Genomic DNA, 18836 nt, shown 5'->3' with positions numbered 1-18836 from the left:
AAACGGGCGACTCGGTCTGTCGATGGAACCCGATCCTGTGGGAGCGAGCTTGCTCGCGATGGGATCGCCTCGGTTTGTCAGATGCACCGCGGCGCTGCCATCGCAGGCGAGCCAGCTCCCACATTGACCGTGTTCCGTCAGTGGGAGCCAGTCAGCCGTTATAGATCAGCCAGCGTTGACACCAGAATCGCCTTGATGGTGTGCATGCGGTTTTCCGCTTGCTCGAAGGCGATGCAGGCCGGCGACTCGAACACGTCATCGGTCACTTCGATGCCGTTGCTCAGGTACGGGTACTGCTCGGCAATCTGCTTGCCGACTTTGGTATCACAGTTGTGGAACGCCGGCAGGCAGTGCATGAACTTGGTGCGCGGGTTACCGGTGGCTTTCATCAGTTCGGCGTTGACCTGGTACGGCAGCAGTTGCTGGATGCGTTCGGCCCAGGCTTCAACCGGCTCGCCCATCGACACCCAGACGTCGGTGTGGATGAAGTCCACACCCTTGACCGCCGCTTTCGGGTCTTCGGTGAGAGTAATGCGCGCACCGCTTTCTTCGCCGTACTGTTTGCAGCGCGCCACCAGGTCGTCCGCCGGCCACAGGGCTTTTGGCGCACAGATGCGCACGTCCATGCCGAGCTTGGCGCCGATCAGCAGCAGCGAGTTGCCCATGTTGTTGCGTGCATCGCCCAGGTAGGCGTAGCTGATCTCGTGGATCGGCTTGTCGGCGTGCTCACGCATAGTTAGCACGTCGGCGATCATTTGCGTCGGGTGATACTCGTCGGTCAAGCCGTTGAACACCGGTACGCCGGCGAACTTGGCCAGTTCCTCGACGATTTCCTGCTTGAAGCCACGGTACTCGATGGCGTCGTACATGCGCCCGAGCACGCGGGCGGTGTCCTTCATGCTTTCCTTGTGGCCGATCTGCGAGGAGTTCGGGTCGATGTAGGTGACATTGGCGCCCTGGTCATAGGCTGCAACTTCAAACGCGCAGCGGGTGCGGGTCGAGGTTTTTTCGAAGATCAGCGCGATGTTGTTGCCCTTGAGATGCTGCTGTTCGGTGCCGGTGTACTTGGCACGCTTGAGGTCGCGGGACAGGTCGAGCAGGTAGCGCAATTCGCGAGGGGTGTGGTGTTCCAGGCTCAGCAGATTGCGGTTATGGATATTGAACGCCATTTTGGATCTCCTAAGGTGTCGGTAATCCCCTTGGCCTGCGCATGCCCTTGGGTAGAGGGCAGCGCGGTCCAAGGCAATAGGTTAGTAGTCAATCGGGTCGCGGATGATCGGGCAGGTCATGCAATGGCCGCCGCCCCGTCCCCGGCCGAGTTCGCCGGCGCTGATGGTGATCACTTCCACACCGGCCTTGCGCAGCAGGGTGTTGGTGTAGGTATTGCGGTCGTAGCCGATGACCACGCCTGGCTCCACGGCCACTACGTTGTTGCCGTCGTCCCATTGCTCGCGTTCGGCGGCGAAGCTGTTGCCGCCGGTTTCCACCACGCGCAACGCTTTGAGGTTCAGGGCCTGGGCCACGGTGTCGAGGAAGCTGGTTTCTTCGCGGCGGATATCGATGCCGCCAGCCTTGCTTTCATCGGGACGCAGGGTGAAGGCGACAATCTGGTTCACCACTTCCGGGAAGATCGTGACGAGGTCGCGATCGCAGAAGCTGAAAACGGTGTCCAGGTGCATCGCCGCGCGGGATTTCGGCAGGCCGGCGACGATCACTTTCTCCACGGCTTTGTTTTTGAACAGGTTCACCGCCAGTTGGGCAATGGCCTGGCGCGACGAGCGTTCGCCCATGCCGATCAAGACCACGCCGTTGCCGATCGGCATCACATCACCACCCTCAAGGGTGGAGTTACCGTGGTCCAGGTCCGGGTCGCCGTACCAGATCTCGAAATCTGCTTTGGTGAACTCGGGGTGGAATTTGTAGATGGCGGTGGTCAGCAGGGTTTCCTGACGACGTGCCGGCCAGTACATCGGGTTGAGGGTGACGCCACCGTAAATCCAGCAGGTGGTGTCGCGGGTGAACTGGGTGTTGGGCAGCGGCGGCAGGATGAAGCTGGAGTTGCCGAGGAAGTCGCGGAACATCTCGATGGCCTTGCCACCGAAACTGGAGGGCAGATCGTCGCCCGAGACGCCGCCGATCAGGAACTCGGCGATCTTGCGCGGCTCCAGGCTGCGCAGCCACGAAGAGGTTTCATTGATCAGGCCAAGGCCCACCGAGTTGGCGGTGACCTTACGCTCCAGAATCCAGTCCAGGGCTTCGGGGATAGCGACGATGTCGGTCAGCAGGTTGTGCATTTCCAGCACATCGATGTTGCGTTCGCGCATCTTGGTAACGAAGTCGAAGTGGTCGCGCTTGGCCTGGGCCACCCACAGCACATCATCGAACAGCAGTTCATCGCAGTTGTTCGGGGTCAGCCGCTGATGGGCCAGGCCTGGGGAGCAAACCATGACTTTGCGCAGTTTGCCGGCCTCGGAATGGACGCCGTACTTAACTTTTTCCGTGGTCATTACAGTGATCCTCCAGATGACAAAAACAGGGGTTTTACAGAGTCAGGAAGCCGTCATAGAGACCGTAGGCCGCCACCATGGCGCCGACGACCACCGTAGCGAAAATCAGCTTCTCGACGTTGGTGAAAACCGGTTTGTTGATTTCCAGCTTGGCCTTGGCGAACAAGATCACACCGGGGGCGTAGAGCAGGGCGGACAGCAGCAGGTACTTGATGCCGCCGGCGTACAACAGCCAGACCGCGTAGATCAGGGCCACGGCGCCGATGATGAGATCCTTCTGCCGCTCGCCCGCGGCGCCTTCGTAGCTTTCGCCGCGCACCGCCAGCAGCAAGGCGTAGGCTGCCGACCACAGGTAAGGCACCAGAATCATCGAGGTGGCGAGGTAGATCAGCGACAGGTAAGTGCTGGCCGAGAACAACGTGATGATCAGGAAAACCTGCACCATGGCGTTGGTCAGCCACAGGGCGTTGACCGGTACATGGTTGGCGTTTTCCTTGCGCAGAAACTCCGGCATGGTGTGGTCCTTGGCGGCGGCGAACATGATCTCCGCGCACAGCAGCACCCACGACAGCAGCGCCCCCAGCAACGAGATGATCAAACCGACGCTGATCAGCACCGCACCCCAGTGACCGACCACGTGCTCCAGCACGGCGGCCATCGACGGATTCTGCAGTTTGGCCAGTTCCGGCTGGGTCATGATCCCCAACGACAGCACGTTGACCAGGACCAAAAACAGCAGCACGGTGACGAAGCCGATCACGGTGGCCTTACCCACGTCGCTGCGTTTTTCCGCCCGGGCCGAAAAGATGCTCGCGCCTTCGATGCCGATGAACACCCACACGGTGACCAGCATCATCTTGCGCACCTGGTCCATCACGCTGCCCAGGTCCGGGTTCTTCAGGCCCCAGATGTCGGCGGTGAAGATGTCCAGTTTGAAGGCGAACAACGCAATCAACATGAACAGCAGCAGCGGCACGATCTTGGCGACAGTGGTCACCAGGTTGATGAACGCTGCTTCCTTTATTCCTCGCAGTACGAGGAAATGTACCGCCCACAGCAGCACCGAGGCGCCGATCACGGCAGCGGGGGTATTCCCCTCCCCAAATATCGGAAAGAAGTAGCCGAGGGTGCTGAACAAAAGTACGAAGTACCCCACGTTGCCCAGCCAGGCACTGATCCAGTACCCCCAGGCGGACGAGAAACCCATGTAGTCGCCGAACCCGGCCTTGGCGTAGGCGTAAACCCCGCCATCAAGATCGGGTTTGCGGTTGGCCAGGGTCTGGAACACGAACGCCAGGGTCAACATGCCGACGGCGGTGATCGCCCAACCGATCAGAATGGCGCCGACATCCGCGCTGGCCGCCATGTTTTGTGGCAAGGAAAATATCCCGCCACCAATCATCGAACCCACGACTAACGCAACCAGCGCGCCGAGTTTCAGTTTTCCGGGAGCTTCAGACATTGCATGACTCCAATGCAGGAGAAGAGAGGCAACAGACTAATTCCGTTGACTGCTCAATCAGCTGACTTAGATCACTAAATGAGAGCGTTCACAGTTTGTTGGCTGAGTGCCATCATTTACGGTGTTTGTGTCTGTAATGCCTGTTCTAGAGCCTTTTTCAGTTTGTTTTAGCACTTTTTGTATTTGTTTCGAATTATGACGCTAGTTGGGGTTTTCGAATCTGCAAGTTTTGTTCATGGGTTTTTTGTACAGAGTTGACATATTAAAAGTGCGTATAAAACAAATGAATATATCGGTGTCAAAATAGCCATTTTGTGCAAGTTAAAAAGAGGCCGGTTGGCGTTTTCCAATAAACGTTATTACTCTTCATCAGTTTAGTTGACGCCCGTTATGTGACGATCTCGTGGCCGTTGCCGCCCACCAACGAAAAATGGAGATGCAACGATGTCGCAATCACCGAACAAGCTTCGCCTGAGCGCGCTGATCGCGCTGGTGGTGGGGTCGATGATCGGCGGCGGGATTTTTTCCCTGCCGCAGAACATGGCGGCCAGGGCCGATGCCGGGGCGATCCTGATCGGTTGGGCAATCACCGCCGTCGGCATGTTGACCCTGGCGTTCGTGTTCCAGACCCTGGCCAATCGCAAGCCGGAGCTGGACTCCGGGGTGTACGCCTATGCCAAGGCCGGGTTCGGCGATTACATGGGTTTTTCTTCGGCCTGGGGCTACTGGATCAGCGCCTGGCTGGGCAACGTCGGCTACTTCGTGCTGCTGTTCAGCACCCTCGGTTATTTCGTACCGGTGTTTGGCGAAGGCAACACGCCGATCGCCATCGCCTGCGCTTCGGTGCTGCTCTGGACCGTGCACTTTGTGGTGATGCGCGGGATCAAGGAGGCGGCGTTCATCAATCAAGTGACCACCGTGGCCAAGATCGTGCCGCTGATCATGTTCATCGTGATCGCCGCCGTGGCGTTCAAGGCGGATATCTTCACCGCCGACATCTGGGGGCGCAACAACCCGGAATTCGGCAGCGTGATGGATCAGGTTCGGCACATGATGCTGGTCACCGTGTTCGTGTTCATCGGTATCGAGGGGGCCAGTGTCTATTCGGCCCGGGCGGAGAAACGTTCCGACGTGGGCCGGGCGACGGTGATCGGGTTCATTGGGGTATTGGCACTGCTGGTGCTGGTGAACGTGCTGTCGCTGGGCATCATGACCCAGCCGCAACTGGCGAAACTGCAGAACCCTTCGCTGGCGGCAGTGCTTGAACATATCGTCGGCCCCTGGGGCGCGTTGCTGATCAGCGTCGGCCTGGCGATCTCGCTGTTGGGGGCCTTGTTGTCCTGGGCGTTGCTGTGCGCCGAAATCCTGTTCGCCACGGCGAAAGACAAGACCATGCCGGCATTCCTGACCAAGGAAAACGCCAACCATGTGCCGGTCAATGCGATGTGGCTGACCAACTCGATGATCCAGTTGTTCCTGCTGATCACCCTGTTCTCCGCCGGCACCTACACCAGCCTGATTTACCTGGCGTCCTCGATGATTCTGGTGCCGTACCTGTGGTCGGCGGCCTATGCGGTGTTGTTGTGCGCACGGGGTGAAACCTATCAACAGGCACCCGCCGAGCGGATCAAGGACCTGCTCATTGGTGGCATCGCTCTGGGCTACGCGGTGTGGTTGCTGTATGCCGGCGGCCTGAAGTATTTGCTGCTGTCGGCGCTGCTGTATGCGCCGGGTGTGATCCTGTTCGCCAAGGCTCGTAATGAGCAGGGCAAGCCACTGTTCACGGTTGTCGAGAAAGGTATTTTCACCTGTGTCATCGGTGGTGCGGGGCTGGCAGCCTACGGGTTGTACAGCGGGTTGCTCAGTCTGTGAGGTTGCTGCTGGCGTACCAGCCGCCCTATGACTGGCCGGCGCTCCTGGGGTTCTTGTCGGCGCGGGCGATCGTGGGCCTGGAAAGGGTGGTCGAGGGTGTGTATTCGCGCAGCATCGACCTGGATGGCGTTCACGGTACGTTTTCGATCCAGCCTGCTACATCCGATGCACTTGAGCTGACTCTGGACTTTCCGGAGGCTGCTGCCGTGCCTGAGATCGTTGCGCGAGTGCGGCGAATGTTCGACCTGGATGCCGACCTGTCCACGATTCACCGGCACCTGGCGGTTGATCCGCTGATGGCGCGGTTGATTGCCGAACGCCCGGGCCTGCGCGTACCCGGGGCGTGGGACGGGCTGGAGCTGGCGATCCGCGCGGTACTGGGGCAGCAGATTACGGTGGCGGCGGCGATCCGCCTGGCGGGGAAACTGGTAGCGCAGTACGGCACGCCGTTGAGTTCAGCGCTACCGGGATTGACCCATGCTTTTCCCCGGGCCAGCGTTTTGGCGGGCGCAGATCTGGCAGCGCTGGGCATGCCGAAAAGCCGAGGCCGGACCCTGTCGGATGTGGCTCAGGCACTGCTCGATGATCCGCGATTGTTTGAGCCCGGCCGGGAGGGGGGCGTAGCGCGGTTGCTGGCGTTGTACGGGATTGGTGACTGGACGGCGCAATACATTGCCTTGCGACAGTTGCGGGAGATGGATGGCTTTCCCAATGGTGATGTCGGGCTGATCAATGCGTTGGCGGCGCTGGAGGGGGGGCCGGTGACAGCCAGGCAACTGTTGCAGCGGGCTGAAGGGTGGCGACCGTATCGAGGGTATGCGGCACAGGTGCTGTGGACTTCCTTGAGTCGGGCGGACTGAGCTGATCCGGGATTTGTGCTGCTGTTTCTGGCGCTATCGCGAGCAAGCTCGCTCCCACAGGTGATCGCGGTCCCTCGGAAGGTCTCGGTCACCTGTGGGAGCGAGCTTGCTCGCGATGGCGATATGACTGTCACCACCACTGTGCGGGATGTGAACCCAGTTCAGTCGCGGGCAAGGTCCATTGCAGAGGCGTTCCTGTGATCTTCAGAGGCGCCTGCAACCGATGCGCCGGTCCCCAGGGTGTCTGCTCCACCATCAACCCCTGATCCTGCTCATCTTCCGCACGTAACGCTTCACTCGTCCCCGCCCCATGCTCGATCAACAACCTCGCCGTACGCGCCAACGACAATCGCGCCGAACCCCCGATACCATCGCTCAACCGCTGTGCCAGCAACCGGATCGCACTGGCCGCCATCAGATACCCGGTGGCGTGATCGAGGGCCTGCACCGGCAATGGCGTCGGTTTGTCCGACTGCTTCCAGCGCATGCCCGCTTCGGCAATGCCACTGCTCATCTGCACCAGGCTGTCGAAGCCCCGCCGATTTTGCCAGGGGCCGCTCCAGCCATAGGCGTTTAGACAAACATCGATCAGGCCCGGGTTCAGTTGCCGGCGCTCATTCATGCCCAGTCCAAGTCGTTCCAGCGCATCGGCACGATAACCATGAAGCAGAATGTCGGCGTCCTTGAGCAGGCATTCGAATACGGCGCGGTCGGACTTGTCGTTCAGATCAAGACGCGCACAGCGTTTTCCCAAGGTGACTTCCGGCACCACTCCAGGTTCGTTCCAGGTCGGCGGATCGATGCGCAGGACATCGGCGCCCAGGCCTGCCAGAAAGCGACTGGCGATGGGGCCGGCCAGTACCCGGGTCAAGTCCAGCACCTTGATGCCAGCCAGTGGTCGAGCCACAGAACCTGTCCACGGTTGGCGGCTCTGGCTTGGGTGGTTGGCGAATTGAATCAAGGGTTCGGCGTTTACTGCCTGGCCTTGAGGATGGACCTGCCATTGTTCCCAGGTGCGCATTTCGGCGGCACAGCCACCGGCATCGACCACAGCCTGCTCCAGATCGCTTTTCGCCCACCGAGCCACTTTGTCGGCCATCGTTGCGCGGTCGGTACAGGCACCGAGCACGCTTTCGGCAGCGGCGCGGTGATGGGGCGCGTTGGTGTGCAGGCGAATCCAGCCATCGCGGGTGGCGTAGTCACCCGCGATCGGGTCCCACAACGGCGGAACGCTCCAGCCAAGCGGGCGAATCGAGGTTGCGAACCAGAATGACGCCAGGCGTCGGTCAACTTCAAGGTCGGGCAGGCGCCCGGTTTGTTGGTGCAGCAGTTCGCTGGCAGCCTGGCCGGCGACGGCCATGCTGGCGCAGGCCAGATCAGTGACGGCAAACGCCGAGGGCAGGGCGCCACTGGACGTGAATGGAATCGGGGTGTGAGGCAAACCGAGTGCGGCTTGAATGGACGTGAGCAGATCAGTCATCGAAGGCCCTCCGGAGCGAGAGCCCGATCATAGTTCAAAAAAATCCAGGTCAGATGAAATCCCTGTGGGAGCGAGCTTGCTCGCGATAGCGGACTGTCAGTCGACATCAATGTTGAATGTCAGTGCGTCATCGCGAGCAAGCTCGCTCCCACAGGGGATCTTCGGTAGGTTCTTTAAACGCGGAACTGATCCATCAACTTCATCTGATGGGTGGTCAGGGAGTTGAGCTGGCTGCTGATCTGCGCCGATTCGGTGGCCTGGCCGGTCAGGGTTTCGGTGACGGTGCGGATCGCCGAGACGTTGCGGTTGACCTCTTCGGCGACGGCGCTTTGCTGTTCGGCGGCGCTGGCGATTTGCAGGTTCATATCGCTGATCACGGTGACTGCATCGCTGATCTTGCCCAAGGCCTGGACGGCCTGCTGGATCTGCCCGGCGTTGCTGTGGGCCTGGGTCTGGCTTGAGTGCATGGTGGCGACCACGCCGCGGGTGCCGCTCTGGATGCGTTCGATCACCAGGCGAATTTCTTCCACCGAGTCCTGGGTGCGTTTGGCCAGGTTGCGCACTTCATCGGCGACCACCGCAAAACCACGACCGCTTTCACCGGCACGGGCGGCTTCGATGGCGGCGTTGAGCGCCAGCAGGTTGGTTTGTTCGGCGATGCTGCGAATCACCTCCAGCACCGAACCGATCTGCTCGCTGTTGACCGCGAGGGCTTCGACTTCGGTCACGGCCTTGCTGACTTCTTCGGCCAGTTGATTGATGTCGCGGGTGCTGCGCTCGATGATTTGCATGCCGTCGCGGGCCGACTGGTCGGCACCTTTCGCCGCGTTGGCCGCGTTCGAGGCGCTGTTGGCGACATCGTGGGCGGTGGCGCTCATTTCGTTGGACGCGGTGGCGACCTGGTCGATTTCGCGGAACTGCACCTGCATGCCTTCACTGGTCTGGCGGGCGATTTCCGAAGACTGGTCGGCCGTGCCACGGGCATCGGTGATGCTTTGCTTGATCTGCGCGATGGTCGGTTGCAGCTTGTCGAGGAAGCGGTTGAACCAGCTCACCAGTTCGCCCAACTCGTCCTTCTTGCTGTAGTGCAGGCGCTGGGTCAGGTCGCCGTCGCCACTGGCAATCGCCTTGAGCATGTCGGCCACGCTGTTGATCGGGCGGGTCACGCCGGACGCGGTAAGCCACATCAGCAGCAGACCGATCACACCGGCAATCACTGCCACCGACAGTGCCTTGATCGTGCCGCTTTGCTGAGCATCGTCGAGTACCGCTTGCAGTTTCACTGAGTCGGCCAGCAGCACTTGCTTGGGCAGGTCGATCACCACGGCCCAGGCCTTGGCATCGGCAATCGGGCTGACCGGGTACACCGCGCGGATCAGGTCGCCTTGCTGGAGAATCTTCGGCGCGCCACTAGCGAGCAACTGCAGGATGTCCTTGCCATCGCCCCCCAGGGTGTCGCCGATGTTCTTGCCGACTTTGCCGGCGTCGACACTGTAGGCGGCCAGCACGCCAGTGCCGGAAACGATGAGCATGTGCCCGGCACTGTTGAACAGGTCGCGCTGGGAGTCGACCGCCGCCGCTTGCAGGGCGTCGAGGGCGATGTCGATGCCGACCACGCCGATGGACTTGCCATCGACCAGCAGCGGTACGGAAATGGTGGTCATCAACATTTCCTTGTTGCCGACGGTATCGGCATACGGGTCGAGCAGGCAGATACGTTTGCTGTCACGCGGGCAGGTGTACCAGACGTTGTACGGCGTGCCGCTGAGGTTCAGGGTGGTTTTGGTCATGTCTTCTTCGACCATGATCGTGTTCAGCGACTCACCCCCGGCGCGGCTCCAGTACGTGGCGAAACGGCCGATCTCGTTGGACTGGCGGGCGGCGTCATTGACGAATTCGCTGTCCTTGCCGTCCAGCCCATTGGGTTCGAACGCCAGCCAAATGCCCAGTACTTTGCTGTTGCGCTCGAAGGCGGTTTTCAGGCTCTGGTTCAACTCTTCTCGCAAGACGCCGGGCTCGAGGGAGCGTTTGGCGGCCAGGTTGCGCATGTCCTGGATCTGGTCCGCGAGGGCGGTCACCACCGTCAGGGTTTCACCGAAGGTCTTCTGCACCCGCACCGCTTGCTCGGCGGCCTTGGCCTGGAGCAGGTCCTGCACACTGGCGGTAAGCATTCTGCTGCTGGAATCGCTGACCAGATCATCGTTCTGATTGGTCTGGTAGATGTTCATACCCACTATCAAGGCGACTACGCCCAGCAGGCACAGACCGGACAGCAGGACGATTTTCAGGCGAATGGACAGTGAGTCGAACATAGGGCGAGCTCGCGAATGGATGAAGTGTTGGCTGTGGGCCGTTGTGGCTCACTCGCTAAATCCATTTAGCGCCGATCAATGCACATCGGCGTGGCGAAGAGGTTACATGAGGGGCAACCCGACGAGCGGTAGTTGTTGAACGTTTGCGCAGAAAAATGTGCCGAAAATGGGGATAAAAAGAGGAAAAAGCGCGGGGTGAATTCAGGGGGCATCAGGGACGCCGGTCTCGAAGCGCCTGAATGAAATTCACAAAATACATATGTACCGCTTCTCATAACCGGCAGGACGTTTCAATGCAGATGCCACCTCGGTGGAACACTTTCGGAAGCTTTGGCTTTCGGCATCTGACAGAAAATAATGAGAAGACTCTATGTGGATTACTTGCTTTAAAAGGACCGGGTTGCGCTCGGTGTTGTTGATTTGGGGGATGTTGTTGGCGGCAGGCGCGGCTCCTGCCATGTCTTTTCTGAACTCGGCAGCTATTTCGGGTATTGCCTCTCAAATTCCCTCGGCGGCCACGGTACTGCCGGACAAGCTGAACACCCTCAAGGAAAGTCTGGCTGACGAAACGGATGTGAAGCAATACAGCTTCATGGCGGTGCGGGGGCAGGATGTGTGGATCCGTGCGAGCGGGACGAAAGGCGGGCCATTGACGCTGGAATACAATCGCGATGGAAACTGGGCCGTAATCCCTTGGGGTACACCCTTAACGGTTTCTGGTTTGCAGCCGAATCAGGAAGTTCAGGTTCGCATCTCGAAGAAACCGTCCGCCCCGTTCGTGGCGGGTGATATCTACACGCTTGAGTTTGGTTCTGCACCTTACTACGCCGACAGTCGCGTCCGGGGCGATGCCGGTGAGCTGCCGCTGTACTGGGCGACCACGCAGGCCTACAGAGTCCTGAACTGGTCGGTCCGATTGAGGGATTCGACAGGGCAGCCGCTCGAAGGCGCTAAAGCTACCTTGATATTGAACAAGGGGGGGGATGACGAAAGGTTCGACCTTATAACGGACAGCACTGGTAGCGCCGCGCAAGCCCTTGAGTTGGGCAGGTGCTATGGCCAGTTGAAGTCTGATCCTTTCTGGACCAGCAGTGGCAAGTATCGCTATAAGTGGGAGGTCGAATACAACCTGGGATATTGGTCGATTCAGGTTCAAGACAAAGAGGCGTCGGGGGTGGGCGGTCACAACGTGCCGAACGTTTCATTCGCTCAGATATGCTATCAAAACATGTTGCATAACTAGATCCGGCATATTCCCGGCAATGCGGTGATGTACACCGCTTTGCCGGGCTTTTTTTCAAACGATCAGGCCTCGATGTGCAGTCCCTGCTTTCTCTCGCTCGGGTCCTTTTCGGCTTTTTTATGCAATTGATCCAGCCAGGAGTCTGAACTTCCCAGGTCCAGCGCACCTTTGTTCAGCAATAATCCATAGTCAATCATGTTGTGGAAGTTGCTCAGGTCCAGTTTCACCTTGCCCTCGAACTGTGGCTTATCCAGCTGAATCAACTCGATTACGGTCTTGGCGTGCTTGAGGGTCAGGGGTTGCAAGCCTTTGGCCTCGTTCAACAGGGTGTTCAATACTTCCTCATCCCTGGCAGTCAGGGTGTCGGGGGGCGAAGTGACTTTCAACTGACCGTCTTCGGCCACGGTGAAGCCCATTACGTTATGGGCCAGGCCAGACCATTTGTTTTGCAGGTCTTTTTTGAAGTCGGAGTAAATCCCTTCCATTTTTTTGAGCATCAAATTTGCCTGGAATTCATGATGCCTGATCATTGAATATCTAAAGCTTTTTATCTGAGGGGGTAGGTCATAGAACCCGTTAAGTGATTCGAGCGTATTCAAGAAATCCTCCACCTCATTCAGTTTTTCGCTGCTGAGATTTCTAGGTTCACTTCGAGGAGCTCGGAGTTTCTCGATGGTCAACCTTATCCTGTCATCCATTACCGGAATGTCGACTTTCTCAAGCTGGGATTTTTCCGTGTTCGCCTTCACTGTTTGCGGATACGGAACTTGAAAAGATGCAGCGGCACTTACATTCATGTCAGCTTCTCATTGTGGGGGTTCATGGTGCTTAACGGCCATGACCCGGTCATGGATGACCTGATAAACACGTAGGAGAAGTCCGAACAACAAGTAGGTACTTTCAAGTGTGCCGTTGTCGGCTGTCACAGGGCGGTTTGAAGAGGTTTCAGGTGCCCTGCGGCAGTGATTCCGGCCGTGACCAGATCCACAGATTGCCCAGCCCCATGCCGGCAATCGCCAGGTAAATCGGCCAGCCATGATCGAGCATTACCAGCATCAGACCGGCACACAACAGCATGCTGACCGTGGCGCTGATTTTTGCCCGACGCGCGATGATCTTGCCGTTGCGCCAGTTATGGAGGATGGGGCCGAACAGCCGGTGGTTTTCCAGCCAGGCACTCAGGCGCGGCGAACTGCGGGTCGCAGCCCAGGCGGCCAGCAGGATGAACTCGGTGGTTGGCAGGCCGGGTATGACGATGGCGATCAGGCCGATGCCCAGGCTGACATAGGCCAGCAGGCCGAAGAGGAGGCGGGAGAGTCTGGAGGAGGCTGGCATGGGCTCAAGGCAACATGTGAGGCTGATCGAAATCTTACGGATTTGCTTCGCTCCTTGTTGGAGCGAGCTTGCTCGCGATAGGGGGGTATCAGTCGACAGTAATGCTGTCTGGAATACCGTCATCGCGAGCAAGCTCGCTCCCACAGGGGAATGTGGTATGTCAGGCGACTTCCGGAGCGCTGGCGTAAGCCCGCTCCAGCAACACGGTAAAACGGTTGAACGCGTCGATTGCGCCTTTTTCCACTTCGGCTTCTTCCTGGGCGCTGAATGCCAGGCCGTCCAGGGTTTTGACGAAGCTCTTCCAGCCTTCAGCGCGGCCGCCGGCCGGTTCGCCGAGGTGGCGGGCGCCGAAGGTTTCGCTCAGGCCAAGGCCCACGGCACGCTTGATGAGGAACGCCGCGCCGAGCTTCGAGCCTTCGGAGACGAAGATCCAGCCCAGGGCCTCGGCCTTGGTCGGGTTCTTCAGTGCACCGGCGGCAGGTGCCGGCACGTCGGTGTCCAGGTCAGCGAGGTCGGCCCTGGCTGCATCGGCACGACAGCGGGCCGGCAGGTCCGGGACGATGGCGGTCAGTTCGGCATCGTTGTACAGCGACACCAGTTCCGACTGGAACAGGTACTGCGCCACCACGAAACGGGCGAAATTGGCCGGGGTTTCAAACGGGGCATGAGCCTTGACCAGGGCATCGAGCTTGCTGTGCGGCTCGTGGGTGATCTGGTTCAAACGTTGCGAACGCAGGTTGGGGCGTTGTTCGGTGGCCTGGGTAGTCATGGCAATTCCTTGGAGAAAGAGAGGCGCTTGGTAACGAGACGAACAGGAAGGCGCCTGACAGTAAAAAATCCTCACCGGGCGGCTTGATGAAACCGCCAGGCGAGATGAGCGGATCAGATATCCCAGATCAGGTTGACCGCAAAGTTGCGACCCGGCTGGGTCAGACGGTCGAGGTTGGCCGGTTGGGTCACCGAGGCTTCGCCGACGCTGTCGTAGCCGCGCACGTCATCCCACAGCCAGTACTTCTTGTCTGTGAGGTTGTAGACGCCGCCGCTGACGGTCACGTCGTCGGTCACCTTGTAGAACGCGCTCAGGTCCAGAATGCCGAAACCGGGCGTCTTGAACTGGGTGCTGGTGCCGTCCGGGGTTTTGAAGCTGGTGCTGTCGACGCGGTCTTTCTTTTTCACCAGCGTCCAGCTGAGCAAGCCGCCGTAGGTGTCCTGGTCGTAGCCAAGGCCGAATACGCCGGTCAGCGGGTTGACGCTGTTGAGCGGCTCGCCGTTGTCGTCGTTGCGACCGTAGGCATAGGCCACCGAGCCCTGGGTGTAGAGGCCTTGCGGCGCGCCGAAGGCGTCGAGGTTCAGGCGTCCCTTGACCTCGGCACCTTTGATGGTGGCGTGCTTGATGTTGTTGCTCTGGAACGTGGTCTCGGTGTATCCCGGAGTGATGGCGTTCTCGTTAATGAAGTCGCGGTATTTGTTGTAGAACACCGCTACGTCAAACGAGCCCTGCTCGAAGTTGCCGCGCAAACCCGTCTCGTAGCTTTTGCTTTTTTCCGGTTCGAGGTCAGGATTAGGCGCTACCCGATAGCCGCCGGCGATGTTTTCGAAACGACCGTACAACGCCTTGGCGGTCGGGGTGCGGAAGCCTTCAGCGTATTTGCCGTACCAGGTGTAATGGTCGTTGAAGCTGTAGGTGGTGCCAAAATTCGGCGACAGGCGATGCCAGGTTTTGGTCTCGTCGCTCACCGTACCGTTGCCGCTCTGGTCGGCGGTGGCCAGGAACTCTTCGGTGATGTGCGGCTTGAGCTCGGTGTAGTCGTAGCGAGCACCTGGCGCAAAGGTCCAGTTGCCCCAGCTGATCAGATCCTGGGCGAACAGGCTGTAGCTGTTGACGGTCGGGTCCGGGAAGTCACTGGCGGGTGTCAGCGTGTCGGTGGCACTAGGGGCGCCAATGACCCGGCAGGATCCGGCCACGGTCAGGCAGGTGCCGGTGCCGGTACGCAGGCCGGTGATTTTGTCCTGCTTGATGGTGGTGCCATAGGTGACGAGGTGGTCGGTGTCGGCGATGGCAAACGACTTGTCAGCCTGGGCATCGAATACCCATTGGCGGTCCTTGTAGGTGGTATCGCGGTTACGCAGCACGGTTCGTGACGGCGGCGCGTAGATTTCCTCGGTGCTCTGGTCGGTCTTGGCGATCTGGTAGTTCAGCGTCCACTTGATGTTGTCGGCCAGGGCGCTGTCCAGACCGAAGCTGTGTTCCAGGCCAAAGCGTTCGCGGGTGATCGTGTCGTTACCGGTACGGGACTTGTAGTAGCCGAAACCGCGTCCGGCATTGAACGGGCCGCCCACTGCGCTCAATTGATTGGTGTCGCGGTCGTCCTTGTAATGCTCATAGGTCAGGCCCAGGCGCGCGTCGTCGGCGTAATTCCAGCCCAGTTTGGCCAGCACGCTGGTGGTGCGAGCGTCCTGGGGGTTGGCTTCAGTACGGTTCAGGCCAGTGCCGCCGGTTTCGCCATAGGACTCTGTTTCATGACCGTTGCGTTGACTGAGATGCAACAGGCCATCGAGCTCGCCTGTACGGCCGGCGACGGTGCCGGACGTCAGCCAGCTGTCGTCGGCGGAGCTGTAACCGGTTTTCAGGCGCGCGCCGACATCCTTGCCCGGTTTGATGATGTCGTCCGGGTCCAGCGTGTAGTAACTGACGGCGCCGCCAATGGCATTGCTGCCGTACAAAACAGAGGCCGGGCCCCGGAGGATCTCCACACGCTTGACGATTTCCGGGTCGACATAGTTGCGGTTGGTCTGGGCATAGGGGCCATTGAAGAAGCCGTCGGGTACCTGCACGCCATCGACCTGGGTCAGCACGCGGTCGCCATCGATGCCGCGAATGTTGTAGCCGGTGATACCGGCCCGCTGGCCTGCGCCGCCTACCGAAACACCAGGTTCGTAGCGCACCAGCTCCTTGATGGTATTGACGTTGTTGCGGTCCAGATCTTCGCGGGTGTAGACAGAGACCGTGCTCGGCACGCTATTCACAGACTGTTCGTTACGGGTGGCGCTGATGGTCACCTGATCGAGATTCAGGGCGCTGCTACCACTGCGCTTTTCCAGAACGATGCTGTTGTTGCCCAGTTTGCGATAGCCCAGGTTGGTCCCCACCAACAGGCGATCCAGGGCTTTCTCCGGCGACAGCGAACCACGGACGCCCGGCGAGGCCACACCTTGCGCCAGCTCCGACGACACGCCGATCTGCCAGCCCGTTACGGTGGTAAAGGCATTGAGTGCCGACACCAGTGATTGCTGGGGAATGGCGAACGAGTAGTCGCCCATTTTGCGGGTCGACTGCTCGGTGGCGGTGGCGGCCATGAGCGGTGCGGTACCGGCCATCAGGATGGCGGCGGTCAGCAGCGACAGCACGCGGGAAGGTGTAGGGGCTTGGCGGGTAAGGCGAGGGGACATCGATAGCGCTCCGTGTCGCACGAATCTTTATAGGTGCTGATTGGCATGGTGAGATGCGAATCAATTGCATTGGCTATAACGAGACGTACGGGGTTTGGCTATCGAGTAAAAATAATTCTCATTCAGTTCAGGATGACCAGCGCCGGGAATTCCTGGAGCCGGGCCGAGGTGATGTGGGCCAGGGAGCGAACCACGTCCAGCGGCTGATCGAGACGGTAGTTGCCGGTCACGGTGACATCGGCCAACTGTTCGTTGTTGTTGATGATCCAGCCCGGGTAATAGCGGCGAAGTTCTGCCAGTACCTGGTTCAACGGGCAGTTTTCGAACACCAGCCGTCCCTGGACCCACGCCAGGTCGGTGGCGGCATCCAGCTTGGCCGGGCGGTCGAAGCCGTTGGGGCCGATGCGAATGCTTTCCCCGGCGGACAAGCGTACCCGCGCGTCATCCCGAGTGGCGCGCAAGTCGACGTCGCCGCGCTGTACCTGCACCTGCGCCACGCCGTCCAGGTAACTCACGGCAAATGCGGTATCGCGAACGCTGGCCGTGACCGGGCCGGCGTCGATTTCCAGTGGTTGGCCGCGATTGGCCTGCACTTCGAAAAACGCTTCGCCCTGATACAGGCGGGCAACACGTTGCTGGTCGTTGATGGTGCTTGAGAACGCCGAATTGGTATTGAGCAGAACCCTGGAACCGTCCTCCAGTTGCAGGCGCTGGCGCTCGCCGACCACAGTCAGGTGATCGGCCTGCAGGCGCATCGGCAAACTGCTGAAACTGAACAGCCCGAGCAGCAGCACGGCGGCGGTGGCCAGTGGTTTCCAGTGCGGACGCAGACGGGCGAGGACAGTGACTTTCGCCGGACGGGCGGCCAGGCTTTGCGCGCATTGCGCCACTTGCGGGCCGTCCCAGATCGCCTGGGCCTTGGCGAACGCCTGGGCATTCAACGGATCGGCGTCGAGCCATGCATGGAATTGGCGGCTCTGCTCCTCGTCGGGACTGCCGAGCACAATCAGCCAGTCCAGGGCCTGGTCCATCGCGCTTGCGGGGTCCTGCGCCGATGATGGCTCGGGGGAGCGGTGGTTGTCCGTCACGGTGTTTCCTCGGCAGTGTCTGTGCACGGCTGTTTTTTTAGTGAAGCGTAAAAGTGAGCCAAGGGTAGCAAAGCCCGATGATCAGCGCAGTCGGTCCAGGTAAGCGCAGGGGCTTGGCGCTCAGTTGGCGTTCAAGCGATCGGCAACCCCGATGCAGATCGACATGATCAGTTTGAGTTCTTTCTGCACGGTGCTGAGGGACACGTTCAACTCCTCGGCGATTTCCTGGTAACTGTGCCCGTGCAGGCGGCTGAGGATGAAAATCCGCTGTTGGCGGGCGCTGAGTTCACTGAGGCTCACGTTCAAGCGCTCCAGCAATTGTTCGGCGTGGGCGGCGTCTTCGGCGCTGCTGGTGGCGGCGGCGATGCTGTGCATCACCTCCTGCGGCACGTCATCGACCATCGTGCGCGAATGGATGCGCCGCGCGCGCAAATGGTCCAGCGCCAGGTTGCGCGCCGTCTGGAAGACAAAGGGCTCAAGATGATCGATGGCCCGTTCGCTCAAGGCCCGGGTCACCCGCAGGTAAGTTTCCTGCAAGAGGTCTTCAGCGGTGCTGTGATTGTTGACCATCCGCTCCAGCGTACGCAGCAGGGAGGTGCGCTGGGTGAGGAAAACGTGGTTGAAGCGCGACTGACTCACGGGAGAACCTGATCCATTTCGAGTAGATGATAATGCTTATCATCTACTCGAGTGGTCAAGCACTGATTTGTGACGCTTTACGCGCGACCCTGCAAATAGGTGGCGTAATCGGGAATCCGATGGAGGTGCGCCTGATCCATCAGCGGGCTGCTGAGCAGGTAGTCGGCGCTGCATTCGTTGCACGCCACCGGGATGTTCCACACTGCCGCGACCCGCAGCAACGCCTTGATATCCGGGTCGTGGGGCTGTGGCTCGAACGGGTCCCAGAAGAACACCAGCATGTCGACCCGCTGCTCGGCGATTTGCGCACCGAGCTGCTGATCGCCGCCCAGTGGCCCGCTGATCATGCTTTGCACCGGCAGATCGAGGCGTTGTTGCAACAACAACCCCGTGGTGCCGGTGGCGACCAGGTCATGCTGGGCCAGCCTGTCTTTTTGCCGTTCGGCCCAGTCCAGCAAGAACACCTTGCAGTGGTCATGGGCAACCAGGGCGATACGCTTGCGCGCCGCCATGGTCTTTTGCGTAAAGCTGATACCGATCATCGATGCTGGCTCCAGAAATGACACGTACCCTGTAGGAGCAGCCGGT

At 59.9% G+C, this 18836-nt stretch carries 14 protein-coding genes and 2 pseudogenes; 3 read left to right on the top strand and 13 right to left on the bottom strand.

All coding sequences use genetic code 11. The annotated features are described in order from the left end of the window. Window positions 1-158 precede the first annotated feature (158 nt). The 3 genes from J4D25_RS19330 to arcD (J4D25_RS19320) all read right to left on the bottom strand — a co-directional run bounded on the left by J4D25_RS19330 (window position 159) and on the right by arcD (J4D25_RS19320) (window position 3969). Window positions 159-1169: an ornithine carbamoyltransferase gene (locus J4D25_RS19330; protein ID WP_057713529.1), complete on the bottom strand. Its 1011-nt coding sequence runs from the start codon at window positions 1167-1169 to the stop codon at window positions 159-161. A gap of 81 nt (window positions 1170-1250) precedes the next feature. Then, window positions 1251-2507, bottom strand: coding sequence for an arginine deiminase (gene arcA, locus J4D25_RS19325; RefSeq protein ID WP_057713530.1), 1257 nt, complete (start codon window positions 2505-2507; stop codon window positions 1251-1253). 34 nt (window positions 2508-2541) lie between these two features. Further along, the gene (gene arcD, locus J4D25_RS19320) at window positions 2542-3969 is read right to left on the bottom strand and encodes an arginine-ornithine antiporter (protein WP_057713531.1); all 1428 of its coding nucleotides are present in this window, start codon (window positions 3967-3969) and stop codon (window positions 2542-2544) included. A gap of 444 nt (window positions 3970-4413) precedes the next feature. Between arcD (J4D25_RS19320) and arcD (J4D25_RS19315) the strand changes: the two genes are divergently transcribed. After that, complete coding sequence (gene arcD / locus J4D25_RS19315) at window positions 4414-5841, top strand: arginine-ornithine antiporter (protein ID WP_057713532.1); 1428 nt, start codon at window positions 4414-4416, stop codon at window positions 5839-5841. Continuing rightward, window positions 5838-6701: a DNA-3-methyladenine glycosylase gene (locus J4D25_RS19310; RefSeq protein WP_057713533.1), complete on the top strand. Its 864-nt coding sequence runs from the start codon at window positions 5838-5840 to the stop codon at window positions 6699-6701. The genes arcD (J4D25_RS19315) and J4D25_RS19310 overlap by 4 nt, the downstream gene beginning before the upstream one ends. 130 nt (window positions 6702-6831) lie before the next feature. Here J4D25_RS19310 and J4D25_RS19305 read toward each other — a convergent pair whose 3' ends face one another. From J4D25_RS19305 to J4D25_RS27395, 3 genes and pseudogenes are all read right to left on the bottom strand, one after another. Continuing rightward, on the bottom strand, window positions 6832-8181 hold the full coding sequence (locus J4D25_RS19305) for a CoA transferase (protein WP_057713534.1): 1350 nt from the start codon (window positions 8179-8181) through the stop codon (window positions 6832-6834). A 173-nt stretch (window positions 8182-8354) separates the two neighbouring features. Then, a pseudogene (locus J4D25_RS27400) lies at window positions 8355-8888 on the bottom strand (methyl-accepting chemotaxis protein); the annotation flags it as partial. 372 nt (window positions 8889-9260) lie between these two features. Further along, window positions 9261-10229 (bottom strand): annotated as a pseudogene (locus J4D25_RS27395) (chemotaxis protein); the annotation flags it as partial. A gap of 721 nt (window positions 10230-10950) precedes the next feature. Here J4D25_RS27395 and J4D25_RS19295 point away from each other — a divergent pair. Next, window positions 10951-11736, top strand: a complete 786-nt coding sequence (locus tag J4D25_RS19295) for a hypothetical protein (protein ID WP_131726847.1) — start codon at window positions 10951-10953, stop codon at window positions 11734-11736. Between the two features lie 62 nt (window positions 11737-11798). Here J4D25_RS19295 and J4D25_RS19290 read toward each other — a convergent pair whose 3' ends face one another. From J4D25_RS19290 to J4D25_RS19260, 7 genes are all read right to left on the bottom strand, one after another. Further along, window positions 11799-12533 carry a hypothetical protein gene (locus tag J4D25_RS19290; RefSeq protein ID WP_131726848.1) on the bottom strand — a complete coding sequence of 245 codons (735 nt, stop codon included), beginning with the start codon at window positions 12531-12533 and terminating at the stop codon, window positions 11799-11801. A 148-nt stretch (window positions 12534-12681) separates the two neighbouring features. Next, window positions 12682-13071: a YbaN family protein gene (locus J4D25_RS19285; protein ID WP_057713538.1), complete on the bottom strand. Its 390-nt coding sequence runs from the start codon at window positions 13069-13071 to the stop codon at window positions 12682-12684. 160 nt (window positions 13072-13231) lie between these two features. Then, window positions 13232-13840, bottom strand: a complete 609-nt coding sequence (locus tag J4D25_RS19280) for a biliverdin-producing heme oxygenase (protein WP_057713539.1) — start codon at window positions 13838-13840, stop codon at window positions 13232-13234. A 113-nt stretch (window positions 13841-13953) separates the two neighbouring features. Further along, window positions 13954-16521, bottom strand: a complete 2568-nt coding sequence (locus tag J4D25_RS19275; protein ID WP_057713540.1) for a TonB-dependent receptor — start codon at window positions 16519-16521, stop codon at window positions 13954-13956. Between the two features lie 122 nt (window positions 16522-16643). After that, a complete protein-coding gene (locus tag J4D25_RS19270; protein WP_057713541.1) occupies window positions 16644-17609 on the bottom strand; it encodes a FecR domain-containing protein in 966 nt (321 codons plus the stop codon). A gap of 120 nt (window positions 17610-17729) precedes the next feature. Beyond that, window positions 17730-18248 (bottom strand): RNA polymerase sigma factor, encoded by a 519-nt coding sequence (locus tag J4D25_RS19265; RefSeq protein WP_057713542.1) that lies wholly within the window; start codon window positions 18246-18248, stop codon window positions 17730-17732. 77 nt (window positions 18249-18325) lie between these two features. Continuing rightward, entirely contained in the window at window positions 18326-18790 is a 465-nt protein-coding gene (locus tag J4D25_RS19260) for a methylglyoxal synthase (RefSeq protein WP_057713543.1), read from the bottom strand. Window positions 18791-18836: the final 46 nt, after the last annotated feature.

This window comes from Pseudomonas sp. GW456-L13, from assembly GCF_017350115.1.
GTDB lineage: Bacteria > Pseudomonadota > Gammaproteobacteria > Pseudomonadales > Pseudomonadaceae > Aquipseudomonas > Aquipseudomonas jessenii.
Note: the sequence above shows the minus strand (reverse complement) of the source record. Positions and strands in the feature narration are given on the sequence as shown.

What these genes read in the sequence shown, in the direction of transcription:
- J4D25_RS19305 (WP_057713534.1), bottom strand. Translation starts at nt 8,181, where the DNA reads ATGACTGATCTGCTCACGTCCATTCAAGCCGCACTCGGTTTGCCTCAC.
- arcA (WP_057713530.1), bottom strand. Translation starts at nt 2,507, where the DNA reads ATGACCACGGAAAAAGTTAAGTACGGCGTCCATTCCGAGGCCGGCAAA.
- J4D25_RS19285 (WP_057713538.1), bottom strand. Translation starts at nt 13,071, where the DNA reads ATGCCAGCCTCCTCCAGACTCTCCCGCCTCCTCTTCGGCCTGCTGGCC.
- arcD (WP_057713532.1), top strand. Translation starts at nt 4,414, where the DNA reads ATGTCGCAATCACCGAACAAGCTTCGCCTGAGCGCGCTGATCGCGCTG.
- J4D25_RS19280 (WP_057713539.1), bottom strand. Translation starts at nt 13,840, where the DNA reads ATGACTACCCAGGCCACCGAACAACGCCCCAACCTGCGTTCGCAACGT.
- J4D25_RS19290 (WP_131726848.1), bottom strand. Translation starts at nt 12,533, where the DNA reads ATGAATGTAAGTGCCGCTGCATCTTTTCAAGTTCCGTATCCGCAAACA.
- J4D25_RS19260 (WP_057713543.1), bottom strand. Translation starts at nt 18,790, where the DNA reads ATGATCGGTATCAGCTTTACGCAAAAGACCATGGCGGCGCGCAAGCGT.
- J4D25_RS19295 (WP_131726847.1), top strand. Translation starts at nt 10,951, where the DNA reads ATGTCTTTTCTGAACTCGGCAGCTATTTCGGGTATTGCCTCTCAAATT.
- arcD (WP_057713531.1), bottom strand. Translation starts at nt 3,969, where the DNA reads ATGTCTGAAGCTCCCGGAAAACTGAAACTCGGCGCGCTGGTTGCGTTA.
- J4D25_RS19330 (WP_057713529.1), bottom strand. Translation starts at nt 1,169, where the DNA reads ATGGCGTTCAATATCCATAACCGCAATCTGCTGAGCCTGGAACACCAC.
- J4D25_RS19275 (WP_057713540.1), bottom strand. Translation starts at nt 16,521, where the DNA reads ATGTCCCCTCGCCTTACCCGCCAAGCCCCTACACCTTCCCGCGTGCTG.